Annotated in this window: 21 protein-coding genes; 4 read left to right on the top strand and 17 right to left on the bottom strand. The window is 65.2% G+C overall.

Features of this window, described 5'->3' with window-relative positions; all coding sequences use genetic code 11:
- Positions 1–4: 4 nt before the first annotated feature.
- The 9 genes from F9K34_RS02170 to F9K34_RS02130 all read right to left on the bottom strand — a co-directional run bounded on the left by F9K34_RS02170 (position 5) and on the right by F9K34_RS02130 (position 8,686).
- Entirely contained in the window at positions 5–661 is a 657-nt protein-coding gene (locus F9K34_RS02170; RefSeq protein WP_291334945.1) for a TetR/AcrR family transcriptional regulator, read from the bottom strand.
- Positions 662–722: 61 nt separating this feature from the next.
- On the bottom strand, positions 723–1,883 hold the full coding sequence (locus F9K34_RS02165) for an acyl-CoA dehydrogenase family protein (RefSeq protein ID WP_291334943.1): 1,161 nt from the start codon (positions 1,881–1,883) through the stop codon (positions 723–725).
- Between the two features lie 11 nt (positions 1,884–1,894).
- Positions 1,895–2,683: an enoyl-CoA hydratase/isomerase family protein gene (locus F9K34_RS02160; RefSeq protein ID WP_291334941.1), complete on the bottom strand. Its 789-nt coding sequence runs from the start codon at positions 2,681–2,683 to the stop codon at positions 1,895–1,897.
- Between the two features lie 43 nt (positions 2,684–2,726).
- Positions 2,727–3,545: an enoyl-CoA hydratase-related protein gene (locus tag F9K34_RS02155; RefSeq protein WP_291334939.1), complete on the bottom strand. Its 819-nt coding sequence runs from the start codon at positions 3,543–3,545 to the stop codon at positions 2,727–2,729.
- Entirely contained in the window at positions 3,535–4,353 is an 819-nt protein-coding gene (locus F9K34_RS02150; RefSeq protein WP_291334937.1) for an ABC transporter permease, read from the bottom strand. The genes F9K34_RS02155 and F9K34_RS02150 overlap by 11 nt, the downstream gene beginning before the upstream one ends.
- Positions 4,354–4,363: 10 nt before the next feature.
- Positions 4,364–5,281, bottom strand: coding sequence for an ABC transporter permease (locus tag F9K34_RS02145; protein WP_291334935.1), 918 nt, complete (start codon positions 5,279–5,281; stop codon positions 4,364–4,366).
- A 2-nt stretch (positions 5,282–5,283) separates the two neighbouring features.
- Complete coding sequence (locus F9K34_RS02140; protein WP_291334933.1) at positions 5,284–6,384, bottom strand: ABC transporter ATP-binding protein; 1,101 nt, start codon at positions 6,382–6,384, stop codon at positions 5,284–5,286.
- A 140-nt stretch (positions 6,385–6,524) separates the two neighbouring features.
- Positions 6,525–7,559, bottom strand: a complete 1,035-nt coding sequence (locus F9K34_RS02135) for an ABC transporter substrate-binding protein (protein WP_291334931.1) — start codon at positions 7,557–7,559, stop codon at positions 6,525–6,527.
- A 152-nt stretch (positions 7,560–7,711) separates the two neighbouring features.
- On the bottom strand, positions 7,712–8,686 hold the full coding sequence (locus F9K34_RS02130) for an NAD(P)H-dependent flavin oxidoreductase (RefSeq protein WP_291334929.1): 975 nt from the start codon (positions 8,684–8,686) through the stop codon (positions 7,712–7,714).
- Between the two features lie 366 nt (positions 8,687–9,052).
- On the opposite strand from F9K34_RS02130, the gene F9K34_RS02125 reads away from it, so the two are divergent.
- Positions 9,053–10,183, top strand: a complete 1,131-nt coding sequence (locus tag F9K34_RS02125) for an MFS transporter (RefSeq protein ID WP_291334927.1) — start codon at positions 9,053–9,055, stop codon at positions 10,181–10,183.
- Positions 10,183–11,088: a DMT family transporter gene (locus F9K34_RS02120; protein WP_291334925.1), complete on the top strand. Its 906-nt coding sequence runs from the start codon at positions 10,183–10,185 to the stop codon at positions 11,086–11,088. The genes F9K34_RS02125 and F9K34_RS02120 overlap by 1 nt, the downstream gene beginning before the upstream one ends.
- 191 nt (positions 11,089–11,279) lie before the next feature.
- Here the strand turns inward: F9K34_RS02120 and F9K34_RS02115 are convergent, their stop codons facing one another.
- The 7 genes from F9K34_RS02115 to F9K34_RS02085 all read right to left on the bottom strand — a co-directional run bounded on the left by F9K34_RS02115 (position 11,280) and on the right by F9K34_RS02085 (position 19,510).
- Complete coding sequence (locus F9K34_RS02115; protein WP_291334923.1) at positions 11,280–12,236, bottom strand: ABC transporter ATP-binding protein; 957 nt, start codon at positions 12,234–12,236, stop codon at positions 11,280–11,282.
- Positions 12,233–13,249 (bottom strand): ABC transporter ATP-binding protein, encoded by a 1,017-nt coding sequence (locus F9K34_RS02110; protein ID WP_291334921.1) that lies wholly within the window; start codon positions 13,247–13,249, stop codon positions 12,233–12,235. Before F9K34_RS02110 ends, F9K34_RS02115 begins: the two co-directional genes overlap by 4 nt.
- A complete protein-coding gene (locus F9K34_RS02105; RefSeq protein ID WP_291334918.1) occupies positions 13,246–14,745 on the bottom strand; it encodes an amidohydrolase family protein in 1,500 nt (499 codons plus the stop codon). Before F9K34_RS02105 ends, F9K34_RS02110 begins: the two co-directional genes overlap by 4 nt.
- Positions 14,742–15,938 carry an amidohydrolase family protein gene (locus tag F9K34_RS02100; RefSeq protein ID WP_291334916.1) on the bottom strand — a complete coding sequence of 399 codons (1,197 nt, stop codon included), beginning with the start codon at positions 15,936–15,938 and terminating at the stop codon, positions 14,742–14,744. Before F9K34_RS02100 ends, F9K34_RS02105 begins: the two co-directional genes overlap by 4 nt.
- Before the next feature lie 14 nt (positions 15,939–15,952).
- Entirely contained in the window at positions 15,953–16,909 is a 957-nt protein-coding gene (locus F9K34_RS02095; protein WP_291334914.1) for an ABC transporter permease, read from the bottom strand.
- Positions 16,906–17,877 (bottom strand): ABC transporter permease, encoded by a 972-nt coding sequence (locus F9K34_RS02090; RefSeq protein ID WP_291334912.1) that lies wholly within the window; start codon positions 17,875–17,877, stop codon positions 16,906–16,908. The genes F9K34_RS02095 and F9K34_RS02090 overlap by 4 nt, the downstream gene beginning before the upstream one ends.
- A gap of 61 nt (positions 17,878–17,938) precedes the next feature.
- Positions 17,939–19,510 carry an ABC transporter substrate-binding protein gene (locus tag F9K34_RS02085; protein ID WP_291334910.1) on the bottom strand — a complete coding sequence of 524 codons (1,572 nt, stop codon included), beginning with the start codon at positions 19,508–19,510 and terminating at the stop codon, positions 17,939–17,941.
- A gap of 294 nt (positions 19,511–19,804) precedes the next feature.
- On the opposite strand from F9K34_RS02085, the gene F9K34_RS02080 reads away from it, so the two are divergent.
- Together F9K34_RS02080 and F9K34_RS02075 are read left to right on the top strand one after the other, a co-directional pair.
- Positions 19,805–20,503, top strand: a complete 699-nt coding sequence (locus tag F9K34_RS02080) for a GntR family transcriptional regulator (RefSeq protein WP_291334908.1) — start codon at positions 19,805–19,807, stop codon at positions 20,501–20,503.
- 18 nt (positions 20,504–20,521) lie between these two features.
- Positions 20,522–21,190, top strand: a complete 669-nt coding sequence (locus F9K34_RS02075) for a flavin reductase family protein (protein ID WP_291334906.1) — start codon at positions 20,522–20,524, stop codon at positions 21,188–21,190.
- Positions 21,191–21,226: 36 nt separating this feature from the next.
- On the opposite strand, the gene F9K34_RS02070 is transcribed toward F9K34_RS02075, so the two are convergent.
- Entirely contained in the window at positions 21,227–21,481 is a 255-nt protein-coding gene (locus F9K34_RS02070) for a helix-turn-helix domain-containing protein (protein WP_291334904.1), read from the bottom strand.
- Positions 21,482–21,746: the final 265 nt, after the last annotated feature.

Genomic DNA, 21,746 nt, shown 5'->3' with positions numbered 1-21,746 from the left:
GGGGTCAGTCGTCGATATGGGGAAGGGGCGCGGCGGTCTCGAAATGCGTCAGGTCGATATCCGGCGTCAGGGGATACATCTCCGGATCCTCGTGGAACTGTTCGCAGAGCCACTTGCGCAGGATCATGCGGCAATCCTCCTGCGTGTAGCTTTCCTCCATCACCCAGCCGAGCCAGAGCCCGTCGACGAGCTGGGTCAGCGTGATCGCCGCCAGCCGCGTGTCCATCACCAGCCCGCGTTCGCGCGCGGCCGCGGAAATGCGGTGCTGGATATTGGTGCGGTAGCGGCCCCAGAGGTCGCGGTGCATCCTCAGCACCTCTGGCAGCATCCAGGCGGCGCTGAAGTAGTGGACCAGCATCTGCTCGAACCCGGTGTCGCGCAGAAAGGGCACGCTGACCGAATAGAACAGCTTGCCGAAGTGCCCGCTCTTGGTCGACCAGACGACGTGGCGGAAGAAGTCGTCGACGTTCTGTAGGTAGTACTTGTGCGCCACGATCAGGAGATCGTCCTTGTTGGCGAAGTAGTGGCTGATGAGCCCCCGTGACAGGCCGCTCTCCTCGCTGATCGTGTTGATCGTCGAGTTGATGTAGCCGTGCTTGCGCAGGGACTTGAGGGTCGCGACGATCAGTTCTGACCGCCGGGCCTCGCTCGTCTCCCGCATTTTCGTGGCGCGCCTCATGCTCTTCCTTTCACTCGGCCACCGGCCGCCCGCCGCCGGCCCTTCACTGCCGGTAAGGGCGCAGCAGATCTTTCGCAATCAGGTCCTGATGGATTTCCGACGTGCCTTCCCAGATCCGCTCGATCCTGGCATCGCGCCAGAACCGCTGGATCGGGAAATCCTCCATCAGCCCCATGCCGCCGAAGATCTGCACGGCCTCGTCGGCCACGCGGAAGACCATTTCCGAACAGTAATAGTTGGCCATCGAGGCTTCGGTCCGGTTCATCAGGTCGTTGTCCATCTTCCAGGCGGCTTCCTTCACCATCAGGTCGCCGAGCTTGATGTCCACCGCCATGTTGGCGATCTTGAAGCCGACGCCCTGGAATTCGCCGATGGTCTTGCCGAAGGCGCGGCGCGTGCCAGCCCATTCCTTGGTCATCTCGAAGATGCGTTCGGCACGGCCGACGCAATGGGCGGCCAGCGCCACGCGGCCATCGTAAAGCCATTCGTTCGCGGTGTCGAAGCCCCTGCCCTCCTCGCCGAGGATCTTGCGGTCGGGAACGCGGACGTTGTCGAGGTAGATCATGTTCGGGTTGTAGCCGCGGGTGACGATGGACTTCATCGGCTCCACCCGGACGCCGGGCGTGTCCTTGTCCAGGAGAAACGCGGTGAAGCGCTTCCTCGGCCCGCGGTCGGTCTGGTCGACGCCTGTCACGGCGATAAGGATGATGAAGTCGGCGATGTCGGCGGCCGAGATGAACTGCTTCACTCCGTTGATCACCCAGTCGTCGCCGTCGCGCACCGCGCGGGTCGTGATCGCCCGGGCATCCGACCCGGCGCCCGGCTCGGTCAGCGCGAAAGCGTCCTTGCGCTCGCCGCGGATGCAGGGCTCAAGGTATTCCTCGATCTGCTCGTCGCGGCACTTGAAGAGGATGCCGGTAACGCCGCGGTGCATGCACATGCCCAAGGGCGAGTGCGGCTTGCCCATCACCCGCTCCACCTGCATCTTGGTCTGCTTGTCGAGCCCGGCGCCGCCCCATTCTTCGGGGAGGTACATGTTGTCGAACCCCGCCGCGACCGACTTGCGGTGAATCTCCTGGCGGATCTCGTCGGGAACGCGGCGCAATTCCTCGACCAGCGCCTCGTGGGGGTAAAGCTCGCGCTTGCAGAACTCCTCGAGCGAATCGACAAGAGCCTGCTGTTCGAAACTGAGTGCGAAATCCATCGTCTTCTCCTTCAGGCGCCGACGAAGCGGGGCGCCCGCCGTTCGTTTGCGGCGGCGAGACCTTCGGCATGATCCTTGGTGACAGCGCAGATCTTACCCGCCGCAAGTTCCTCGAGTTGCTGGTCGGACAGGCTGCGGCCGTGGGCGCTGTTGAGAAGCCGCTTGGCCTGGGCGATGGCGACAGTCGGCCCGGAAGCCAGCTTCTGCGCGAAGGCCAGCGTGTCCTCCCAAAGGCGCTCGCGCGGGGAAACGTGGCTCACCAGCCGGTTGGCCAATGCCTCTTCGGCAAGCCAGAGGTCACCGGTGAAGGCGAAGCGCTTTGCCGCCTCGAGCCCCATGACCCGCGGCATCAGCCAGGTGCCGCCGCAGTCGGGATTGTATCCGACGTTCGTGTAGGAGCAGATGAATTTCGCCTTGTCCGAGGCGTAGCGGAAGTCGCAGGCGAGCGCCATGTCGAGCCCCGCGCCCACAGCCGCGCCGTCGATCATGGCGATGGTCGGCTTCGGCATGTCATGCACCTGCTGGACGAGCTTCAGCGATTCCTCCACCCAGTTCATGTCGGGCCAGGGATTGTCGCCCTGCCCCTTGCCCGCCCATTCCTTGACGTCCGCCCCTGCGGAAAAGGCGCCGCCGCGTCCGGTCATGACCAGCGCACGCATGGCCGCGTCGGCGGCCGCCTCGCGCAGGGCGCGGCGCAACTCGATGGTCATGCCCATGCCCAAGGCATTGCGCACTTCGGGGCGGTTCAGGGCGATGACGCCAACGGCGCCGTGACGCTCCAGCTCTAGGTATTTGTACATGCAGTCCTCCCGTTTCCTGTCCCGCCACCGGCAGCTCTGTTCGCTAGCGTCCGCTCCAGCGCGGCGCGCGCTTTTCGAGAAAGGCACGCTGCCCCTCGATCATGTCGTCCGAGGCCAGCATCCGGCGGTATTGGTCCAGATCGCCCTCGGTGTCGGCCCTGAGCGCCATCGCCTCCCGGTCGGGCATTCCGTCGACGACGCGCAGCGTCTCCTTCAGCGCCTGCAGCGCCAGGGGCGCGCCCTTCGCCATGTGACGGGCCGTTTCGAGCGCAAGGTCCATGAGACGGTCCCGCGGGGCCGTGCGATAGACCAGCCCCCAGCGCAGCGCCTCGGCCGCGGTCATCGGCTCGCCCGTCCACATCATCGCGGTGGCAACATTGTAGGGAACGCGGCGCGGCAGGCGTTGCAGCCCTCCACCGTCGGGCAGCAGACCCCGTTCCAGTTCCGGCAATTGCAGGAACGTCTCCTCCGCCATCACGAGGACGTCGCAGGCCAGCGCCAGTTCCAGCCCGCCGCCAATCGCGGGGGCGCCGATCGCCGCGATCAGCGGTTTCTTCAGCGCCCAGAGCGTGGTGATGCCGCCGAATCCGCCCGTCTCGGCGCCGGTGCCGGTTTCCGCGGGGCCAGACGTCGATTCATTGAAATCGAGCCCCGCAGAGAACGCCCTTTCGCTGCCGCTCGAGAGGATGCCCACGCGCAGGCCGGGGTCGTTCTGGAGAAAGAGCGCAGACCGTTCCAGCGCTCGGCTGAGCCTCCGGCAGATGGCGTTGACCTTTGGCTTGACCATGCGGATCTCCAGCGTGGCGCCATCGCGGCGAAGCTCCACGAGACCGGCAAGATCGCGGTTCAGTTCAGCCAGCATTGCGACCATTCCTCGCCCGGACACGGCTGGCATAGAGATGCAGCAGGAGCGGTGGCACCGAGGTAACGATGAGCATCAGCGTCGAGACTGCCGCCAACGTCGGGTCGACGTCGTCGCGCAACGTGGCGAAGGTCACGCGCGAAAGCGTGGACATCGGCCCCGAGGCGACCATCAGCGAGATGATGAGTTCGTCAAAGGAGACGAGGAACGACAGCAGCATCGACGTTGCCACCGAGAACTTTACCTGCGGCAGTGTCACCGTCACGAAAGCCTTGAAGCGGTTGGCTCCGAGGCTGCGCGCGACCATTTCCTGGCTCATGTCGAAGGAACTGAACCCGGCGCTCATCGTCAGCATGACGAACGGCAAGGCCACGACCGAATGGCCGAGGACAAGACCGGCGGTCGTGTTCAAGAGCCCGCCGATCCTCGCATAGACGAAGAAGATCCCCACCCCGATGAGGATCGACGGAACCGCGAGTGGCGAGATCAGCGTGGCGCGGATCGTTTCGGAAAGGCGGAAGCTGGACTGATGGAGCGCGTAGGATGCCGCAACGCCTGCAAGAGTCGTCACGATCATCGTGAGCGTAGCCACGCGCAACGATACCCAGAGTGACCCGATCCATTTCTGTTCGCCGAAGAACGCCTCGTACCAACGCAGCGACCAGCCGCGAGGCGGGAAGGTCATCGCCGTGGTGGAACTGAACGACACCGGAATGACGATCAGCATCGGCACCACCAGATAGAAGATGACGAGCCCGACGAAGATGTAGAGCCAGAGCCGGTCGCGGTGGGACACGTAGGATTCCATCTGCCCCTCCCTACCTGCCTGCCGCCAGCCAGCGAACGAGCTTCAGGCTGACGAAGAGGCAGACCGCCGTCATCAGAAGCAGCAGCACCGCGAGTGCCGCCGCCGGCCCCCAGGTCGGATAGAGCGAGATCGATTCCTCGATACGCTGCGCGATCATCTTGATCTTTCCGCCACCGAGGATCGCCGGCGTGATGTAGAAGCCCAGGCACATCACGAAGACCATGATCATTCCGGCGACGAGGCCGGGCATCGACAGCGGCAGGAATATCCGGAAGAACGCATGAGTGGGCGACGACCCGAGGTTCGCACCGGCACGCATGAGGTTGCCGTCGATCGCCTTCATCGAGGCGTAGAGCGGAAGAATCAGGAACGGCACCATGATGTGCACCATCCCGATCACCGTCCCCGTCATGTTGTGGACGAGCGAGATCGGCTTGTCGATGACGCCGAGCCAGACCAGGGATTTATTCACGATCCCGTTGCGTTGAAGGATGATGAGCCACGAGAACGTCCGCACGAGGCCCGAGGTCCAGAACGGGACCAGCACGGCGAGCATGAGGACGCCCGACCAGGCAGGTGGCAGGATCGCCAGCAGATAGGCGACGGGGTAGCCGAGAAACACGCAGATGACCGTCACGACGAAGGCGATCATGAAGGTCTTGAGGAACATCTCGACATAGACCTGCTCGGAGAAAAAGAGCGCATAGTTCTCCAGGCTCAGACGGCCATCGCCCGCGACCACCGAAAGCGACAGGAGCCAGAGGATCGGACAGACCATCAGCACGAAGACCACGAGGAGCGCCGGCAGCGTCAGGTTGATCCGCATCCGGGTCTCGGCGCGGCGGTCACGCTCCAGCGCGCGCCGGTTCGCTTCGAATTCGGCCTGCCCGATCGGACCTGGCGCGGGGAAGATGCTGACGTTGGCCATGCTCAACCCTCCGCTCGCACGACACGAGCGTCGGCCCGTTCGAGTTTCAGGGCCACGCGATCGCCCGCCTGCGGAAGCTGGCGCAGGTTTTCGGAACGGTTCGCCATGCGGACCGAGACCTTGTGTCCGCCATCCAGCATCACCTCGAAAAGCAGGCTCTCACCCTGAAAGACGATTGTCTGCACCTGCCCCGTGAAGACGTTCGCATCCTTGCCGCCCCCGGCCGTGCCGTTAGCCGGGACGAGGCGCAGGCGTTCGGGCCGCAGCATCAAGAGCATTTCGCCCGCGGCCGGCTTCACCTCATCCGCAAAGTGGATGACCTGCTCGCCATAGGCGGGGCCTGCCGGAGTATGCCGGAGCGGGAGGAACGTCGATTCACCTATGAACTCGGCGATGAAGCGGCTTTCGGGCTTTTCGTAGAGCTCCGCCGGCGCTCCGATCTGGGCCAGACGGCCGCTTGAGAACACTGCGATCCGGTCAGACATCGTCAGCGCCTCGCGCTGATCATGGGTGACGGAAATCGTCGTCATGCCAAGACGGTCGTGCAGCTGGCGGATTTCGATCTGCATCGCTTCGCGCAGGTGCTTGTCGAGCGCCGAGAGCGGCTCGTCCATCAACAGGATCCGCGGCTCGAAGACGATCGCGCGAGCGAGCGCGATCCGCTGCCTCTGCCCGCCGGACAACTCGTTGATCCGGCGCGCCCCGTAGCCGCCAAGCTGCACCATGTCGAGCGCCCTGCGGGTGCGATCCTCGATCTCCGAGCGGCCGAACCGCCGCAGACGCAGCGGATAGGCCACGTTTTCCCCGACGGTCATGTGGGGAAACAGAGCATAATTCTGGAAGACCATCCCGATGTTGCGCTTGTGCGGCGGCAGGTGGACGATCTCCTGGTCGGCAATGCGGATCGAGCCCCGCGTCGGCCGGCTGAAGCCCGCGATCATCATCAGAAGGGTGGTCTTTCCGGACCCCGACGGCCCGAGCAAAGTCAGAAGCTCGCCCGCACGGATATCAAAGCTGACATCTTCGACAGCGCGCACAGTACCGAAGTGCTTCGAGAGCATCTGCACCTGGACAGGCAGGGCTGAAGTCTTTCGTTCTGTCATCGGAACAGTCCGTTGTTGCGCGATCTGGCTCGCGGGCTTCGGCGTGCGGGCCGGAGGGTCGGCCTGAGCGTCACCGAGAGGGGGAGGGTCGTGGCGGGATGCCCGACATCACGTCGCGCATCCCTGTGATCGGCAGTCGGTCACTGCTGCAGCATCACCGCATCCCACTTGGTCTGCGCGTCGGTCACATGCTCGGCCCAATAGGCCATGTCGGTCACCAGTTGCATGGCGAGGTTGTCGGTGCTGGTGACGACCTTCGCTGCCTTCTCGGGAGAGATCAGTCCAAGCTTGAAGGCGTCCTGGTTCATCGGGCCGTAGGGGATAAAGTCAGGAAGATTGGCCTGGTATTTCGGATCGAGCAGATGGTTGACGAGCCGCATCGCTCCTTCCGGGTTGGGCGAGCCCTTCGGCACAACGAGGCATTCGACGTCGAGGACGGCGTCGTTCAGAGTGTAGGCGTAGGGCGCGCCTTCCTTGATCGCTGCCTGGATCCGGGCCGCCCAGATCGTGAGCATGTCGACCTCTTCGGCGGTGGCTAGTTGGGTCGCCTGCGCGCCCGACGACCAGCTCACCGTTATATTGGGCTTGAACTCGGCCCATTTCTTCATCGAACGGTCCATGTCGATGGGATAGACCTGATCCTTTGGCACGCCGTCGGCCATCAGGGCGATTTCCATGTTCGTCGATGGATAGCCGCCACCGATGGCGCGGGTGCCGGGAAACTTCTCGACATCGAAGAAATCCGCCCAGTTCTGCGGCGGGTTGTCGCCGTAGACGTTGGTGTTGTAGGCCAGAACCGTCGAATAGGCGGTGAAGCCGATCCAGTACTCGTTGCGCAGGTTCTCCGGTATGCCGGCAGCGTTCGGAATCTTCGAATAGTCGAGCGGCTCCAGCAGGCCTTCCTTCGCAGCCGTGTCGCAATAACCGCCATAGAGCTCGACCACGTCCAGATCGTTCGCATTGGCCTTGACCTTCGTGCGCACGTCACGAATGCCGCCCGACAGGACAAAGTCGACCACGGTCATGCCGTGATCGGCCGGCAGGTAATCGAGGATGGCCTTGCGCACCCCCTCCTGATAGGCGCCGCCGTAGGACGCATAGCTCACGGTTTCCTCCGCCATGGCCGGGAAGGCCAGGGCACAGGTCGTCAAAGAAAAGATGGCACGCAGCTTCATTTCTCTCCTCCCATTTTGTGGCAAATCGCGCTTGCCGTAACGTTCCGCCGGATATGCCTTCTGGACGCCCCGTCCGGCCCTGCCTGGTTCGTCCCGCCTCGCAGGGCGGCGCCCCCTCCGCGCCGCCTTGCGGCTTTCCGTTTCGCCTGTGATCAGGCGTTGAATGCCCTCATGCCTGCCTGCATCGCCTCCCGGCACTCCGCGACCATGCGCTCCAGGAGTTCGGCGCAGGTGGGAATGTCGTCCACGAGGCCCATCACCTGACTTGCCCAGACGAGGCCCGCATCGACATCTCCACTTTCGAGCGCAGCCTTTCCGCGTGCGCCCGCAACCAAGGGCCTGATATCCTCGAACGTGGCGCCCCCCGGGCGGTTCTCGATCGCCACGACATCGTCGGAGACGCTGTTCTTCATCACGCGGCCGGTATTGCGAAGGGTGCGGAAAATCAGGTTCGTGTCGAGTTCCGTCGCCGTGATGAGCGCGCGCTTGATGTTGTCGTGGATCGGCGCCTCACGGGTCGCGCAGAACCGCGTGCCCATGTTCACGCCTTCGGCGCCGAGCATCATGGCCGCCGCCATGCCGCGGCCGCTGCCGATGCCGCCGGATGCGATCAATGGGATCTTCACCGCCCGTGCCGCAGCGGCGAAGAGCACGAGGCCGCCGACATCGTCTTCGCCGGGATGGCCCGCAGCCTCGAACCCATCTATGGAAATCGCGTCGACCCCTGCCCGCTCGGCCGACAGGGCATGGCGCACGGCGGTACACTTGTGCACGATCACCGCGCCAGCAGCTTTCGCCTTGGCGATGAATTCCTTCGGACTGCGCCCCGCGGTTTCGATCACCCTTACACCGCTGTCGAGCGCGGCATCCATGAACTCCTCGTAGGGTGGCGGTTTCGTCGTGGGAAGGATTGTCAGGTTCACACCGAATGGCCTGTCCGTCATGGCGCGGCATCGCGCGATTTCGCCGCGGAGCGCCTCCGGATCGGGCTGGGTCAGTGCGGTGAGGATGCCCAGTCCGCCGGCGTTCGATACGGCCGAGGCAAGCTCCGCGCGGCCGACCCACTGCATGCCGCCCTGGATGATCGGATAGCGGATAGCCAAAAGCTCCGTCACCCGAGTCCGCATTCCACCCCCCGAAGAATCGTCCGTCGAACCCGAGGATAGCCACGAGGGCACCGAACGCAATCACAATTTGGCCGGACGTCCAATCAATTTTCTGGCCAAAGCGGAAATGCTGGACGTGCGTCCAATTCGCCAGTAGCGTCAGACCGGACAGAAGAGGGATTCCTATGGAAGCCGCGCTTGCAGTCGGGGACCGGCGGCGCCGGACCGTCGTCTTGCTCCGTGAAATCACGTCGCGTTGCATTGCCGGGAGGGCATCTTGACCCCGCGGACCTCGGCCGCGCCCTTGCAGCCCGACGGCGCATCCGCCTGGATGCGGCTCTTCCGGGCGATGGTGATCGGAACCGTTTGCACTCCAGCAACCGGACCATGGTGGCGCTGATGCCGGCGATCCAGGCCGAGTTCGACCTGACAGGCACGGAGCCTGCGTATCCCTATGTTGCGACCATGCTGGATCTGCTGATCGGAAACCCGCCGCTCAGGCGATTTGGCGACCGGGCGGGCATCGCCCCGGTCCTCATCGCGGCAAGCGTCATCGACAGCCTGGGCTACATCGCTGCGGGAACGGCCGCATGCCCCGGCATCCCGATTGTCGCGCAAGTGGCGATCGGCATCGGCACGGCGGCGGCACTTGGTCCGCTGACGGCCGACAAATCGCACTGGTTCGTGCGGCGCCGGGGGCCCGCGGTGGCCATGGTGTCCGGCTCCACGTATCCTTCGGGTGCGGTATGGAGCACCACCATCCCGACGACCCAGCACTTCGGTGACTGGCGCCTCCTCCAGTTCGTGCTCGCCGCCGCCGGAACAGTCGCCGTGCCCATCGCGTTCCTGTTGCGGCGCGGCGTAGCCGAGCAGGCCGTTAACCTGGCCGACCGGCTTTCCGCGACACGGGCGCAGGATCTGGCACTCAGGCCGCGCAGGCTCACGTGGATGCCGGGCTTGGCCGGCCTGGGCTGCTGCATTGCCAATGCGATGTCGCAGGTCCGCTTGGCGGCACCTTGCACCGACCTCGGCTTCACGCTGGCAGAGGGAACCTCGTTGCTTTCCATGATCCTCGCGGGCGGGATCGCGTCACGCCTCGCCTCCCGGATGCTGATCGACGGGATCGGGGCAATGCGCGTCCTGCTTGCGGCGTCGGCGCTCCAGATGCTGGCCTTGGCGCTCCACACGCCCCCGGGCGGACTGGCTTCCCTTGCCTTCGTCAGTCTCGTCTTCGGGCTCGCGCAGGGGGGCATCCTCCCCGCTTACCCAATCCTTGTCCGTGACTACCTGCCAGTCCGTGCCGCGGGCGCCGCAAGTGGCGCGGTCTCGATGGCGACACTCTTCGGGATGGCCTTCGGCGGCTGGCTGGCGGGATGGATTTACGACCATAGCCATTCCTATTTCCTTGCATTCCTGAACGGAATTGCATCGAGCCTGCTCAACCTGCTCCTCATTGGCGTCGTCTTTCGGCGCCTTCGGAGGGTCGGCCGTCCCGGCGCCTGGCCGCTGGTGGAATGATGACCGAAACGTCTCACACGCGCGCATCGGCGACCGAAACCGGCGGACAGCCGTCGCCGAGACTGTCCCGGTCAATCACCGCAATCATCATGATCTGCCTCAGTTCGCTGTGCTTCACGCTGAACGACACGGTCACCAAGTTCCTGATCGAGAGCTACGACGTCACGATCATCATCTTCGTGCGCAGCGTTCTGGCAATGCCGCTGCTTGCGGTCATGGCGATCGTGCTCGGCCGCGACCGGGTTCGCTGGTCGTCCGCCTTCTGGCTCTACGCTCTCCGCGGCGCGCTTGGGTTGCTGGCCGCATATATGTACATCCGCGCCCTGGAATATCTGAGCGTCGCCGAGGCGACGGTGATCGTCTTTGCGTCCCCGTTCCTCGTGACGCTGGGTTCGGTCATCGTGTTCAAGGAGCGCCCCGGATGGCGGACCTGGGCCGCCGTCCTGGTAAGCTTCGCGGGCGTTGTCATCGCCATCCAACCCGGCGCGTCGACATTTCAGCCTGCCTCCTTGCTGATCCTCGCCTGTGCCTTCCTCTATGCCGCGATCTCCCTGACATCCCGGCGGCTTCCGGGCGAGGACAACCTCTGGACGGTGAGCATCTTCGGCGCAGCATTTGCGGCTGCCTACATCGCCCCGTTCACCGCCGGGCACTGGACCGCGCTGAACCTGAACGACCTGCTGCTGTTTTCCGCCGCTGCCCTCTGCTCCAGCTTCGGGATCGGCCTGGGTTCACTTGCCTATCGCTCCGCGCCCGCGTCCGATCTCGCTCCGTTCGGTTATACCGGTCTGCTGTGGTCCACCGGCGTCACGTGGATCGTCTGGGGCGCCATACCGGGCACCTGGACCCTGATAGGCGCTGCCATAGTGGCAAGCAGTAGCATCTTCTATCTGATCTCCAGGTGACGGGCCGGTTGTGCGGCCCTGATCACGTGACCGGCCTTCGCCGGCATCGGTAGGCCAGTGCAGGTCGGCGCGGAGCATGGCGCAGAACGGCGCGTGCCGAACCGCCTGCCGTCAGGGTGGCGCGCACCCCTGCCGACCGGGCCAGGTCCGGTCTCTGCGGCGACCCCGCGACCGGGCCGCGCGACTCCGGTCTAGAGGTTCAAACACGCGACCTGAGCCCCGGCTCTCGTCTGCAGGTCCGGAACGATCCGCTTGCAGTGCTCGGTCGCGATCGGACAGCGGGGGTGGAAGGTGCAGCCGGTCGGCGGGTTCAGCGGGCTCGGCGGCTCTCCGGCTTGGAGCGCGCGGTCGCGCCTCGGTGCGTGAATGTCCGGGATCGTGCCGAGGAGAAGGCGCGAGTAGGGGTGCTGCGGCGCGCGGAACAGCGCCTCGGCCGGCGCCATCTCGACGATGCGGCCGAGATACATCACCGCGATCGTGTCTGACATGTGGCGCACCACACTCAGGTCGTGACTGATGAAGAGGTAGGTCAGCCCGAACTCCTCCTGGAGCCGCCGCATCAGGTTCAGGATCTGCGCCTGCACCGAGACATCGAGCGCCGAGGTCGGTTCATCGCAGACCAGAAGCTCCGGCTCCGAGGCAAGCGCCCGGGCAATGGAGATTCGCTGGCGCTGGCCGCCCGAAAACTCGTGCGCATACTTGCGCATGTCGTCCGCCGCGAGGCCGACGGTATGCAGCAGTTCCTCGACCCGCTGATGCGTCTCGGCCTCGGTCGCGCGCAGTTTCATCTCGCGGATCGGTTCTGCAATGATGTCACCAACACGCCAGCGCGGGTTGAGACTTGAATGCGGGTCCTGGAAGATCATCTGCACCCGAACCGGGCGGCCGCCACTCCCCCGGCCGAAGCGGATCTCGCCCGAACTGGCGGAATTGAGCCCGGTCACAAGGCGGGCGACGGTCGACTTGCCGCAGCCGGATTCGCCGACGATGCTGAGGCAACTGCCCCGCGGGATGGAGAAGCTGATGTCGTTGACCGCATTGACGAACAGCTTCGGCTTGCGCTCCAGCACCCGGTTCAGCCAGGGGGCGGAGACATCGAACTGCTTGGAGACATGGGTGACGGACAGGATCGGCTCGGCGGAGATCATTCGGTTCCTCCCTGGTGCAGGAAGCAGGCGGCCGCATTGCGGCCCGCCGGGGTCAACGCGGGTTTCTCCCGGCGGCAGCGCGGACCGGCCATCGGACAGCGCGGATTGAAGGCGCAGCCATCGGGCCGCGCATTCAGGCGCGGCATGGCACCGTCGATCTGGGCCAGCCTGTCGACGCGCTCGTGCAGGCTGGGGATCGCGGCCATCAGGCCCTTGGTGTAGGGGTGGCGGGCGTCGTGAATCACGTCCTCGACGCGGCCGGTCTCGATCACGCGGCCGGAATACATGACGGCGACGCGGTCGGCGGTCTCGGCAATGACGCCCATGTCGTGCGTGACCAGCATGATGCCGGTGTTGCGAGTGTCGCAAAGCCGGCGCAGAAGCGCGGTGATCTGGGCCTGGATCGACACGTCGAGCGCAGTCGTCGGCTCGTCCGCGATGATCAGCCCCGGCTCGGCCGCAAGGGCGAGCGCGATCACCACGCGCTGCCGCATGCCGCCGGAAAACTGGTGCGGATACTGATCGAGGCGTTCGGAGGCGGCGGGAATGCCGACCTCGCGCAGGAGTTGCAACGCCCGCTCCCGCGCGCCCTCCCTTGACAGGCAGCTGTGCAGACGGATCGTCTCGACAAGCTGGGCGCCGATCGTGAAGAGGGGATTGAGCGCGGTCATCGGGTCCTGGAAGATCGCACCCATCTCGCGGCCGCGCACCTTGGTCAGCTCGACCTCGCCCAGCGTGTCGATGCGCCGTCCGCCCACCCGGATCTCGCCGCCGGCGATGCGGCCGGGCGCTTCCAGGAGGCCGAGGACCGCGAGGCCGGTGATCGACTTGCCGGCACCGGATTCTCCGACGACGCCGAGGATTTCGCCCGGCTCGATCCGCAGCGAGACATCGTCTATGGCGGTGAGCACGCCGCGCCGGGTCGGAAACTCGACGGTAAGGCGCGACACTTCGAGCGCCGGCGCCGCCGGCTTGGCCACCGCCGCGGGCGCGGGTGCGGGTTGCATCATCATTCGCGACTCCTTCGCGTGGGGGTTACGTCGAAGAGGGGGTAGGTGGGCGGGAAGATATCGGCCACATCGGGATGACCCGCGGTACGTTCCGGGTATTTCGCGAGGAGTCCGTCGAATTGGACCTGCGCACGCGCGCGGGCCGCCGACATGTCGATCCCGGCGACCTCTCCGTCGCGCATCGAAAGGCGTCCGTCGACAATCGTGGCACGTGTGACACGCCCGCTTGCGCCGAGGATCAGGGTCTGCACCGGGTCGATTGTCGGCGCCATCGCCGCGTCCGCCAGGTCGAAGACCGCGATGTCTGCCTTTCCGCCTGCGCGCAGCACGCCGATGTCGGAACGCCCGAGCGCAGCCGCCCCGGAGATCGTCGCGGCATCGAAGTACTCGGACGAGGTGCAGGCGGCAATGTCGCCCTCGGCCATCCGGCACATCATGATTCCCACCGCCAGGTTCAGCACCATGTCGGGGGGCGCGGTATCCGTGCCCATCGCCACGCGGATGCCCCGGTCCCGCAGCTTGCGGAACGACCGGAGCGCGCCGCCGTGGCGGATGCTGACCAGCGGGCAATGCACGACGGTGACGCCGTTGTCGGCGTAGCGGCGCAGGTCTTCGGCCGTCGCTACGGTCGCATGTGGCGCCAGCAGGCGATCATTCAGCAGGCCGAGGTCGTCGAGCCATTCCGGCGCGGTCTTGCCGTGCAGCGCCCGCACGGTGTCCAGTTCCATCATTCCCTGCGCCATGTGCAGGCGGACCGGGCAGCCGAGGTCCCCGGCGGCGGCCATCGTCCGGGCCAGAAGCGCCTCGGTGCAGGTCTCGACACGGTCGGGCGCCAGCATCGGACTGATCAGGCTGTTCCCCTGCCACTTCCGCGCAAAGGCGATCGCCTGGGCGAGGCCGCGCAAGCCGCGCGCCTCGTCGAAATCGGCGACCATGCGGCCGTCAGGTTCGACCACCATGCCACCCGAGCGGTAGGCCGGGCCGAGCCAGACCCGCAGGCCGAGGTCTTGTGCCGCATCGGCGGCGGCATCGAACTCCGCGACGGTCTCGCCCCACTCGCGATAGAAGAGCGAGGCGATCGGTGCGGCAGAGGTGATGCCGTTCAGCAGGAGTTGCGCGAAGGCGAAGCGCTTCTGGAACGCCAGCTCCTCGGGCGAATACATTTCGTAGGGCCCCCGCTCCACGTAAGAGCGGGGCCACACCCGGCCCTTCCTCGCGGCCGGCCAGTTGTCGTGGGCAAGAAGCGTCGTATCGAGGTCGGACAGCGCATCCAGATCCACGAAGCCAGGGGCGATCAGGGCGGCGCCGAGGTCGTGACGCGCCGCGACCTCGCCTTCGAATCCCGGGCCGACGTAGAGGACCGTATCGCCGTCGACCACGACCTCACCGTTCCGGACCAGCCGCCGGCCGGCCGGCGTGTCGGCAATCACCCACTGGGCGGTCAGCGCCCACCGGCCCCTGGGGCGACTGCCCAGGGGGATGTCGGCGAAGGCGGTCAAGGCGCCCCGACCAGCGTGCGGCCGTCGCGGGCCGTGACGTGGCCGCCCTTCACGACGAGCCGCCGCGGGGCGTGGGTGACGACCGCCTGCACGACCGTCTCGCCGTCGACCAGCACCAGATCGCCGGGCGCGCCGACCTCAAGCGCACGACGGGGTTTCGCCATCGCCTCGGCCCCGCCACCCGTGCAGATGTCGAGGGCGCGCTTCACCTCCACGTCCATCCGCAGGTTGTTGCGCAGGCCGACGAACTTCGCCCGTTCCAGCATGTCGCCGTTGCCATAGGGTCCCCAGGTGTCCTGGATCCCGTCATTGCCGGCGCCGATCTTGATGCCATGCGCGTCAAGCTGCTTGACCATCGGCGCGGGCGAGGACGTCGGTGCCGTCGTCATGATCCGCACGTCAAGTGCCGCGAGCCGCGCAAGCATGGCCTCAACCCTCAGATGATCCGGCATGCCGAGGCAGAAGGCGTGCGAGATCGTCACCAGCCCCTTCATCCCAAGGGCCTCAGCCCGGTCGAGGATCATCTCCATCGAGAACATGCCCAGCTCGCCGCGTTCGTGCAGGTGGATGTCGATGCCCTTGCCGTGCTTCTCGGCCAGGCCGAAGATCGCGTCGAGATGCCCCTTGGGGTCGCGGTCGACGCCGCAGGGATCGAGCCCGCCGACGAGGTCGGCCCCCATCGCCAGCGCCTGATCCATGAGTTCGACCGTGCCCTCGCGGATCATCAGGCCGGACTGGGGGAAGGCCACCGTCTCGATCTCGACCACGTCGGCGAGCCGTTCCGCCGTCTCCAGAACGCCCTCCAACGCCCTGAGCCGGCCCTCGGTGTCGATGTCGACGTGGCTGCGGATCAGCGTCGCGCCGAAGGCCACGCTCTTGAGGGCGTGCCGCATCGACTGCACATGCGGATCGAGGCCGAGCCGCGTCTTCATGTTGCGCTCGTTCTCGATCATCGCCGTGAGGCTCGCCCCGCCGACGTCGTTCTTGTACCAGGGCCAGCCCAGCAGCGACTTGTCGAGATGGGTATGCGCGTCGACGAGGCCGGGAATGGCGATCGACCCGCCCGCATCTTCCGTCGCGACATCCGGCGCGGCGATCCCGGGCGCGATCTTGGCGATCGCGCCGTTTCGGATCAGGATGTCGGCGGCATCGCCATCCAGGATACGCGCGTTCTTGATCAGGAGATTGCTCATCGGGTCGTCGGTCCTCAGCGGAGTTTCGGGTTGAGTGCGTCGCGCAGCCAGTCACCCAACATGTTGACCGCGACGACGAGGATGCAGAGCTGGATGGAGGGGAAGAGCACGATCCACCACGAACCTGAGAAGAGGTACTGGTTGCCGACCCGGATCAGCGTTCCGAGCGAGGGCTGGTTTGGCGGCATGCCGACGCCGAGGAACGACAGCGTTGCCTCGATCAGGATGGCGAGGCCGAAGTTCAGCGTCGCGGTGACGAAAACCGGGGTGAGCGTGTTGGGCAGGATGTGCTTGAGCATCAGCCGCCGCGCGGGCGTTCCGACAAGGCGTGACGCCTGAACGTATTCCTTCCGGCGCTCCACCATGGTCTGGGCCCGGACGACGCGGGCATATTGCACCCACGAATACATCGCGATCGCGAGGACGAGAACGACCGAGATCCCGGCCTCGCGCAGGTGAGGAGGCAGGAGAGCCTGCGCGACCGAGCTGACGAGGATCGCCACGAGGATGATCGGAATCGACAGCAGAACGTCGCCCACGCGCATCAGGACATTGTCCACCCAGCCGCCGAAGAATCCGGCGGTGAGGCCGGCGAGGACGCCGACTCCCAGTGAGACGAGGACCGAGGCGATGCCGATGAAGACCGAAACGCGCGTGCCGTAGAGGATGCCCGAGAGGATGTCGCGGCCCTGCACGTCGGTCCCGAGCACGTAGGGCATCTGCCCGCCCTCCATCCAGACCGGAGGCAGTTCGGCATTCCACAGTTCAAGCGCGGCGAGGTCATACGGGTTCTGCGGCGAAAGCAGCGGCGCGAAGAGCGCGGTCAGGATCACCAGGCCGAGCGCGATGGCGGCGCCGACAGCCGATCTGGAGCGGCTGAAACTCCACCAGAGGTCGCTGTCGCGCAGCCGCTCCAGACGGCCCTTGGGCTTGTCGCGTCGGGCTGTGACGCTGGCATGGATATCGGTCATTTGTCGGCTCCACGAAGGCGGGGATCGATGATCGCGTAGGTGACATCGACAATCGCGTTCAGCACCACGAAGATCAGCGCCACGATGCAGAGATAGGCCGCCATGATCGGCACATCGACGAAGGTCACGGCCTGGATGAACAGGAGCCCCATGCCGGGCCACTGGAACACCGTCTCGGTCACGAGCGCGAAGGCGATGAGGCCGCCGATCTGCATCGCGGTCAGGGTGACGACCGGCATCAGGCAGTTGCGCAGCGCGTGACGGAAATGGATCGCGCGGGCCGGAATGCCGCGGGCACGCGCGAACTTGATGAAGTCGGAACGCAGCACCTCAAGCATTTCGGCCCGGACGAGACGCATCACCAGGGTGATCTGGAAGAGCGACAGCGACAGCGCCGGTAGGATGATCGACATCCTTCCCGTATGGGTGAGAAGCCCGGTGGACCACCAGCCGATCTGCACGGTCTCACCGCGCCCGAAGGCGGGGAACCAGCCCAGGAGGACCGAAAAGACAAGGATCAGGCCGATGCCGACGACGAAGCTTGGCAGCGATATGCCGATGATCGACACGAACTGCATCGTCTCGGCGTACCAGGTCTGTCTTCGTATTGCGGTGATGACGCCCATCGGGATGCCCACCACGAGGGAGATGAACGTGGCGACGAGCACAAGTTCGAACGTCGCCGGGAAGCGCTCCGCGATCATCGCCATCACATCCTGCTGATTGCGGAACGAAATGCCGAAATCACCCTTGGCCGCATTGCCGACGAAGGTCGCAAACTGCGCGATGAATGACTGGTCAAGGCCAAGACGGGAACGCAGTTCGTCACGCTGCGACTGGGTCGCCTGTTCGTTCAGCATCAGTTCGACCGGATCGCCGACGAAGCGAAAGATCATGAAGGCGATGAAGCTGACGGACAGCATCACGAAGATGGCGTTTGCGGCGCGTTTGATCAGAAATGCGAGCATCAGGGCCCCCGGATGGAAAGACGGGCAGCGCGATGGCGCTGCCCCAGTTCTTCAGGGAGGGTTATTTCGTGACGTACCAGAGCCGCGGCTTGTTGTCCGGGAACTGGGGGAAATCCTTGAAGCCGGCCCCGACGGCCCAGGCCATGGGCTGCTGGTGCAGCGGCAGCATCACGATTTCGTCCTTGGCGATCTTCAGCGCCTCGGTCTGCATCGACAGCCGCTTTTCGCGGTCCAGCTCGACGGCGGCCGCATCGGTGAGCCGGTCAATCTCCGGATAGCTCCAGCCGCCCCAGTTGAAGACGCCGGCATTTCCACCCTTGCTGTGCAGCATCTGGATGAGGATGGAATAGGAGTCGAGCATCGGCTCGTTTGCCCAGCCGATCGTGTAGATATCGGCCTGGCCGTTCGAGCGCTTCGGTGTCTGCTTTGCGGTCGGCCCGATATCCAGGCGCGGCTTCAGCCCGATGCGCGACCACATCGATGCGATCGCCTGGCAGAACTGCTCTTCGTTCACATAGCTCTCGTTCGTACAGACAAAGTCGAACTCGAACCCGTCGGGGTAGCCGGCCTCTGCCAGCAGCGCCTTTGCCTTCTCGGGGTCGGCCGGAACAACGGTGTCGAGATCGGCCGAGTAGCCCGGAATCGGCGGCGCCACGAGCACACCGGCGTTGCGCGACCTGCCGCGCATCACCTTTTCGTGGATCAGGTCCATGTCGACGGCCATCTGCATGGCTTGACGGACACGCAGGTCATTCATCGGGTTCGGACCGCCGGCAACGAGCGTTTCGCGCCGGTTGAAGCCGAGCATGACGGTCCGCAGGTCGGTGCGCTCAAGCACCTTGACGTTTTCCGCCGCCAGAAGCCGGTCGATATCCTGCACCGGGGCGCTGTCGACGAAATCCACCTCGCCCGACAGCAGCGCCGCGACGCGGGTCGCCGCCGACGAGATCGGCTGGAATTCGATGCGGGTCAGGTTGTGTTGCGGCTTGTCCCACCAGTTCTCGTTCGCGACCAGGATGGTCTGCGCTTCGGGCGTGCGGGATTCGAGCTTGAACGGGCCGGTGCCGTTGGCATTGAAGGTGGCGTAGCCTTCCACCCCGGCGCTGACATCGGTGGGCTTTTCGGCGTTGTTCTCGACCAGCCAGTCCTTGTCGAAGATATGGATGTTGGTGAGGTCGTTGAGCAGCAGCGAATAGGCGCCGACCAGTTCGATCTCGATCGTGTGGTCATCGATGACGGTCGCGCTCTTGTAGGAGGGCAGGTTGCCCTTGAGCGGCGAGGAGGGATCGCTCACCCGGGTCAGCGACGCCAGGACGTCTTCCGCAGTGAAGGCATTGCCGTTGTGGAAGGTCACGCCCTCGCGCAGCTTGAACCGCCAGACGGTCGGCGAGACGACCTCCCAGGAGGCGGCCAGCGCGGGCTCGATCGAAAGGTCGCGATTGTAGCGGACCAGGCCCTCATAGACGTGATTGAGGAAACTGATCGTGTAGCTGTCCCCGTAGGAATAGGGGTCCAGCGACACGATATCGCGCTGCGCGCCCCAGCGCAGGGTTTCCGCCGCCGCCCCTGTGCCGACGAGCGTTACCGCCAGTGCGCCAGCCAGCAACGCGCGTTTCCGAAGTGCAGATTCCATCTCTTTCCTCCCGTATATTGGATACGTTAATATGCGTTTTCGTATCCACACATGGCATTTCGGTTCCTCCGAATCTCCCTGCAAATATGCCCTGCGCAGAGACACTCTCGCGAGAATCAGCCGATGCCCTCCTCTCAGGACGCTACGGCAGCACGGCGACCTTGTCTACAAAAACGTTCTCTATTGCATACACTTTATGTATACGATACATTCCGGATGAACGTCGCTATGTTGAGCGCACCACGAACGGCATCTCCGCCGGCACGAGACAGGAACAGTGGAACCGCTGGGATCATGTACAAATCCTCCAACCGCAGCTTTCCGGTATATGACTCCCTGCGGCAGGCCATCATCGAGCAAGCCCTGAAGCCCGGCGTGAAGTTGCCCGAGGACTCGATCGGCGAAGCCTTCGGCGTCAGCCGGACGATCGTGCGCAATGCGCTGGTGAGACTCGACGCCGAGGGCCTGGTCGAAATCCAGCCCAATCGCGGCGCCTCCGTGGCCGAGCCGACAATCGAGGAGGCCTACGACATCTTCGACATGCGCCAATGCCTCGAACGCGAGGTGATGCAGCGGCTCGGCCGCCTGGATCCCCGGCCCGTGGTCAAGACGCTCAAGGCGCACCTGGCCGAGGAGTCGAAGGCGCTCGGCAACGACGTCGCCAGGTCGATCCGGCTCGCGGGCGAGTTTCACATCCTCCTCGCCGAACTGACCGGATCGCGCGTCCTTGCCACCTATGTGAACGAGATCGTTTCTCGCTGCTCGCTCATCATGGCGCGGTTTGCGCAGGTGCATTCAGCCGAATGCGGTGTGCAGGAACATGCCGAGATCATCGACGCGATCAGCGACGGCGATGCCGATCGGGCGATAGCCCGAATGCACCACCACCTTCATGGGGTGCAGGATCGTGCCTTGCTTAAACCGGAAAGCGACCGGTCCGAAAATGTGGCCGACATCCTGTCACGCTACAGGCCCAAGGTCGCCAAGACCTGATTTTCCAAAGAGGCACAGATGGCCGATACCGATACGCGCAGCCAGAGATTCGAATTCGCCCAGCTCGCGCCGCGCGACCGCTACAAGTTGCTGATCGGCGCCGTCGTCCCGCGGCCGATCGCCTGGGTCACGACCGTGGACGAGAACGGCGTGCCCAATGCCGCGCCCTACAGTTTCTTCAACTGCCTGTCGGCGGACCCCGCAATCCTCGCCATCGGCGTGGAAAATCACTCCGACATGCGCTTCAAGGACACCGGCCACAACATCCGCGTCACCGAGGAGTTCACGGTGAATATCGTCGGATACTCCAATCTTCACGCCATGAACGTGACGGCCGTGCCGTTCGGCCCGGAGGTCAACGAGTTCGAGATGGCGGGATTGACGATGCTGCCGGGGGAATTCGTCTCCTGTCCGCAGATCGCCGAGGCGCCGGTGCGGTTCGAATGCCGCCGCTATGTCACGCTGAACATCGGCAGGTCGCGGGAGATCGTTCTGGGCGAGGTTCTCGCCATGCACGCGCGGCCGGGACTGGTGAACGAACGCTTCCATGTCGATCCCGATGCGCTCGACGCGCTCGGCCGCATGGGGGGGCACGGATACTGCCGCTCGAACCAGACCTTCGATCTTCCGACCATGTCGCTGTCCGACTGGCAGGCGCGGGAACCGCGCACTAAGGCGGCGGTCTGATCGTTCATCGACGTTCCGACCCGGAACGGCACGGCACTATCTTGCGAGGGCGAGGATCGCCGCGATGCTCTCGAACCCGCGCGCCCTTGTGCGTTGCAGCGGCGATATGCCCGTCGCGCACTTGAAGATGCGCCGCAAGGCGGCAGGTTCCCGGTATCCGACTTTCTCGGCAACGAGATCGATGGGCAGGTCAGCCGTCTCGGGCATCTGCTTTGCCTCCTCGGGCCTCAGCGGCGGTACGTAAGCGAGGGGTGTGCAGCCGGTCGCGGGCCGGAACCCCGCCCTGGGCATCTGGTGGAGCCTGGCGGCAGGCTCCGCCCTGACGGCCGCATTGCTTCTCGCGGGCTCCTGTCGCAGTCGGGGTGCAGACCCGGCCTGACGTCCTGATCCCCGGTTGCCGGCTGCGCCGGCAGGACGAAGACACATGCGTCGCCAAGGGCGTGTCGGCTGCCCGGACATCACCTAGATGGCGGGGGCGGGCCGGCGCCCCGTCACCCCGCTCCGGCGCCCGTGGCAACAAGGCCCGCGCCCGGCCGCTCGCCCCGCGCCACGAGGA

Origin of the sequence: Albidovulum sp. (assembly GCF_008933605.1) — a bacterium.
Lineage (GTDB): Bacteria > Pseudomonadota > Alphaproteobacteria > Rhodobacterales > Rhodobacteraceae > Albidovulum.
The sequence above is the reverse complement of the archived record's forward strand: the minus strand, read 5'-3'. Positions and strand labels throughout refer to the sequence as shown.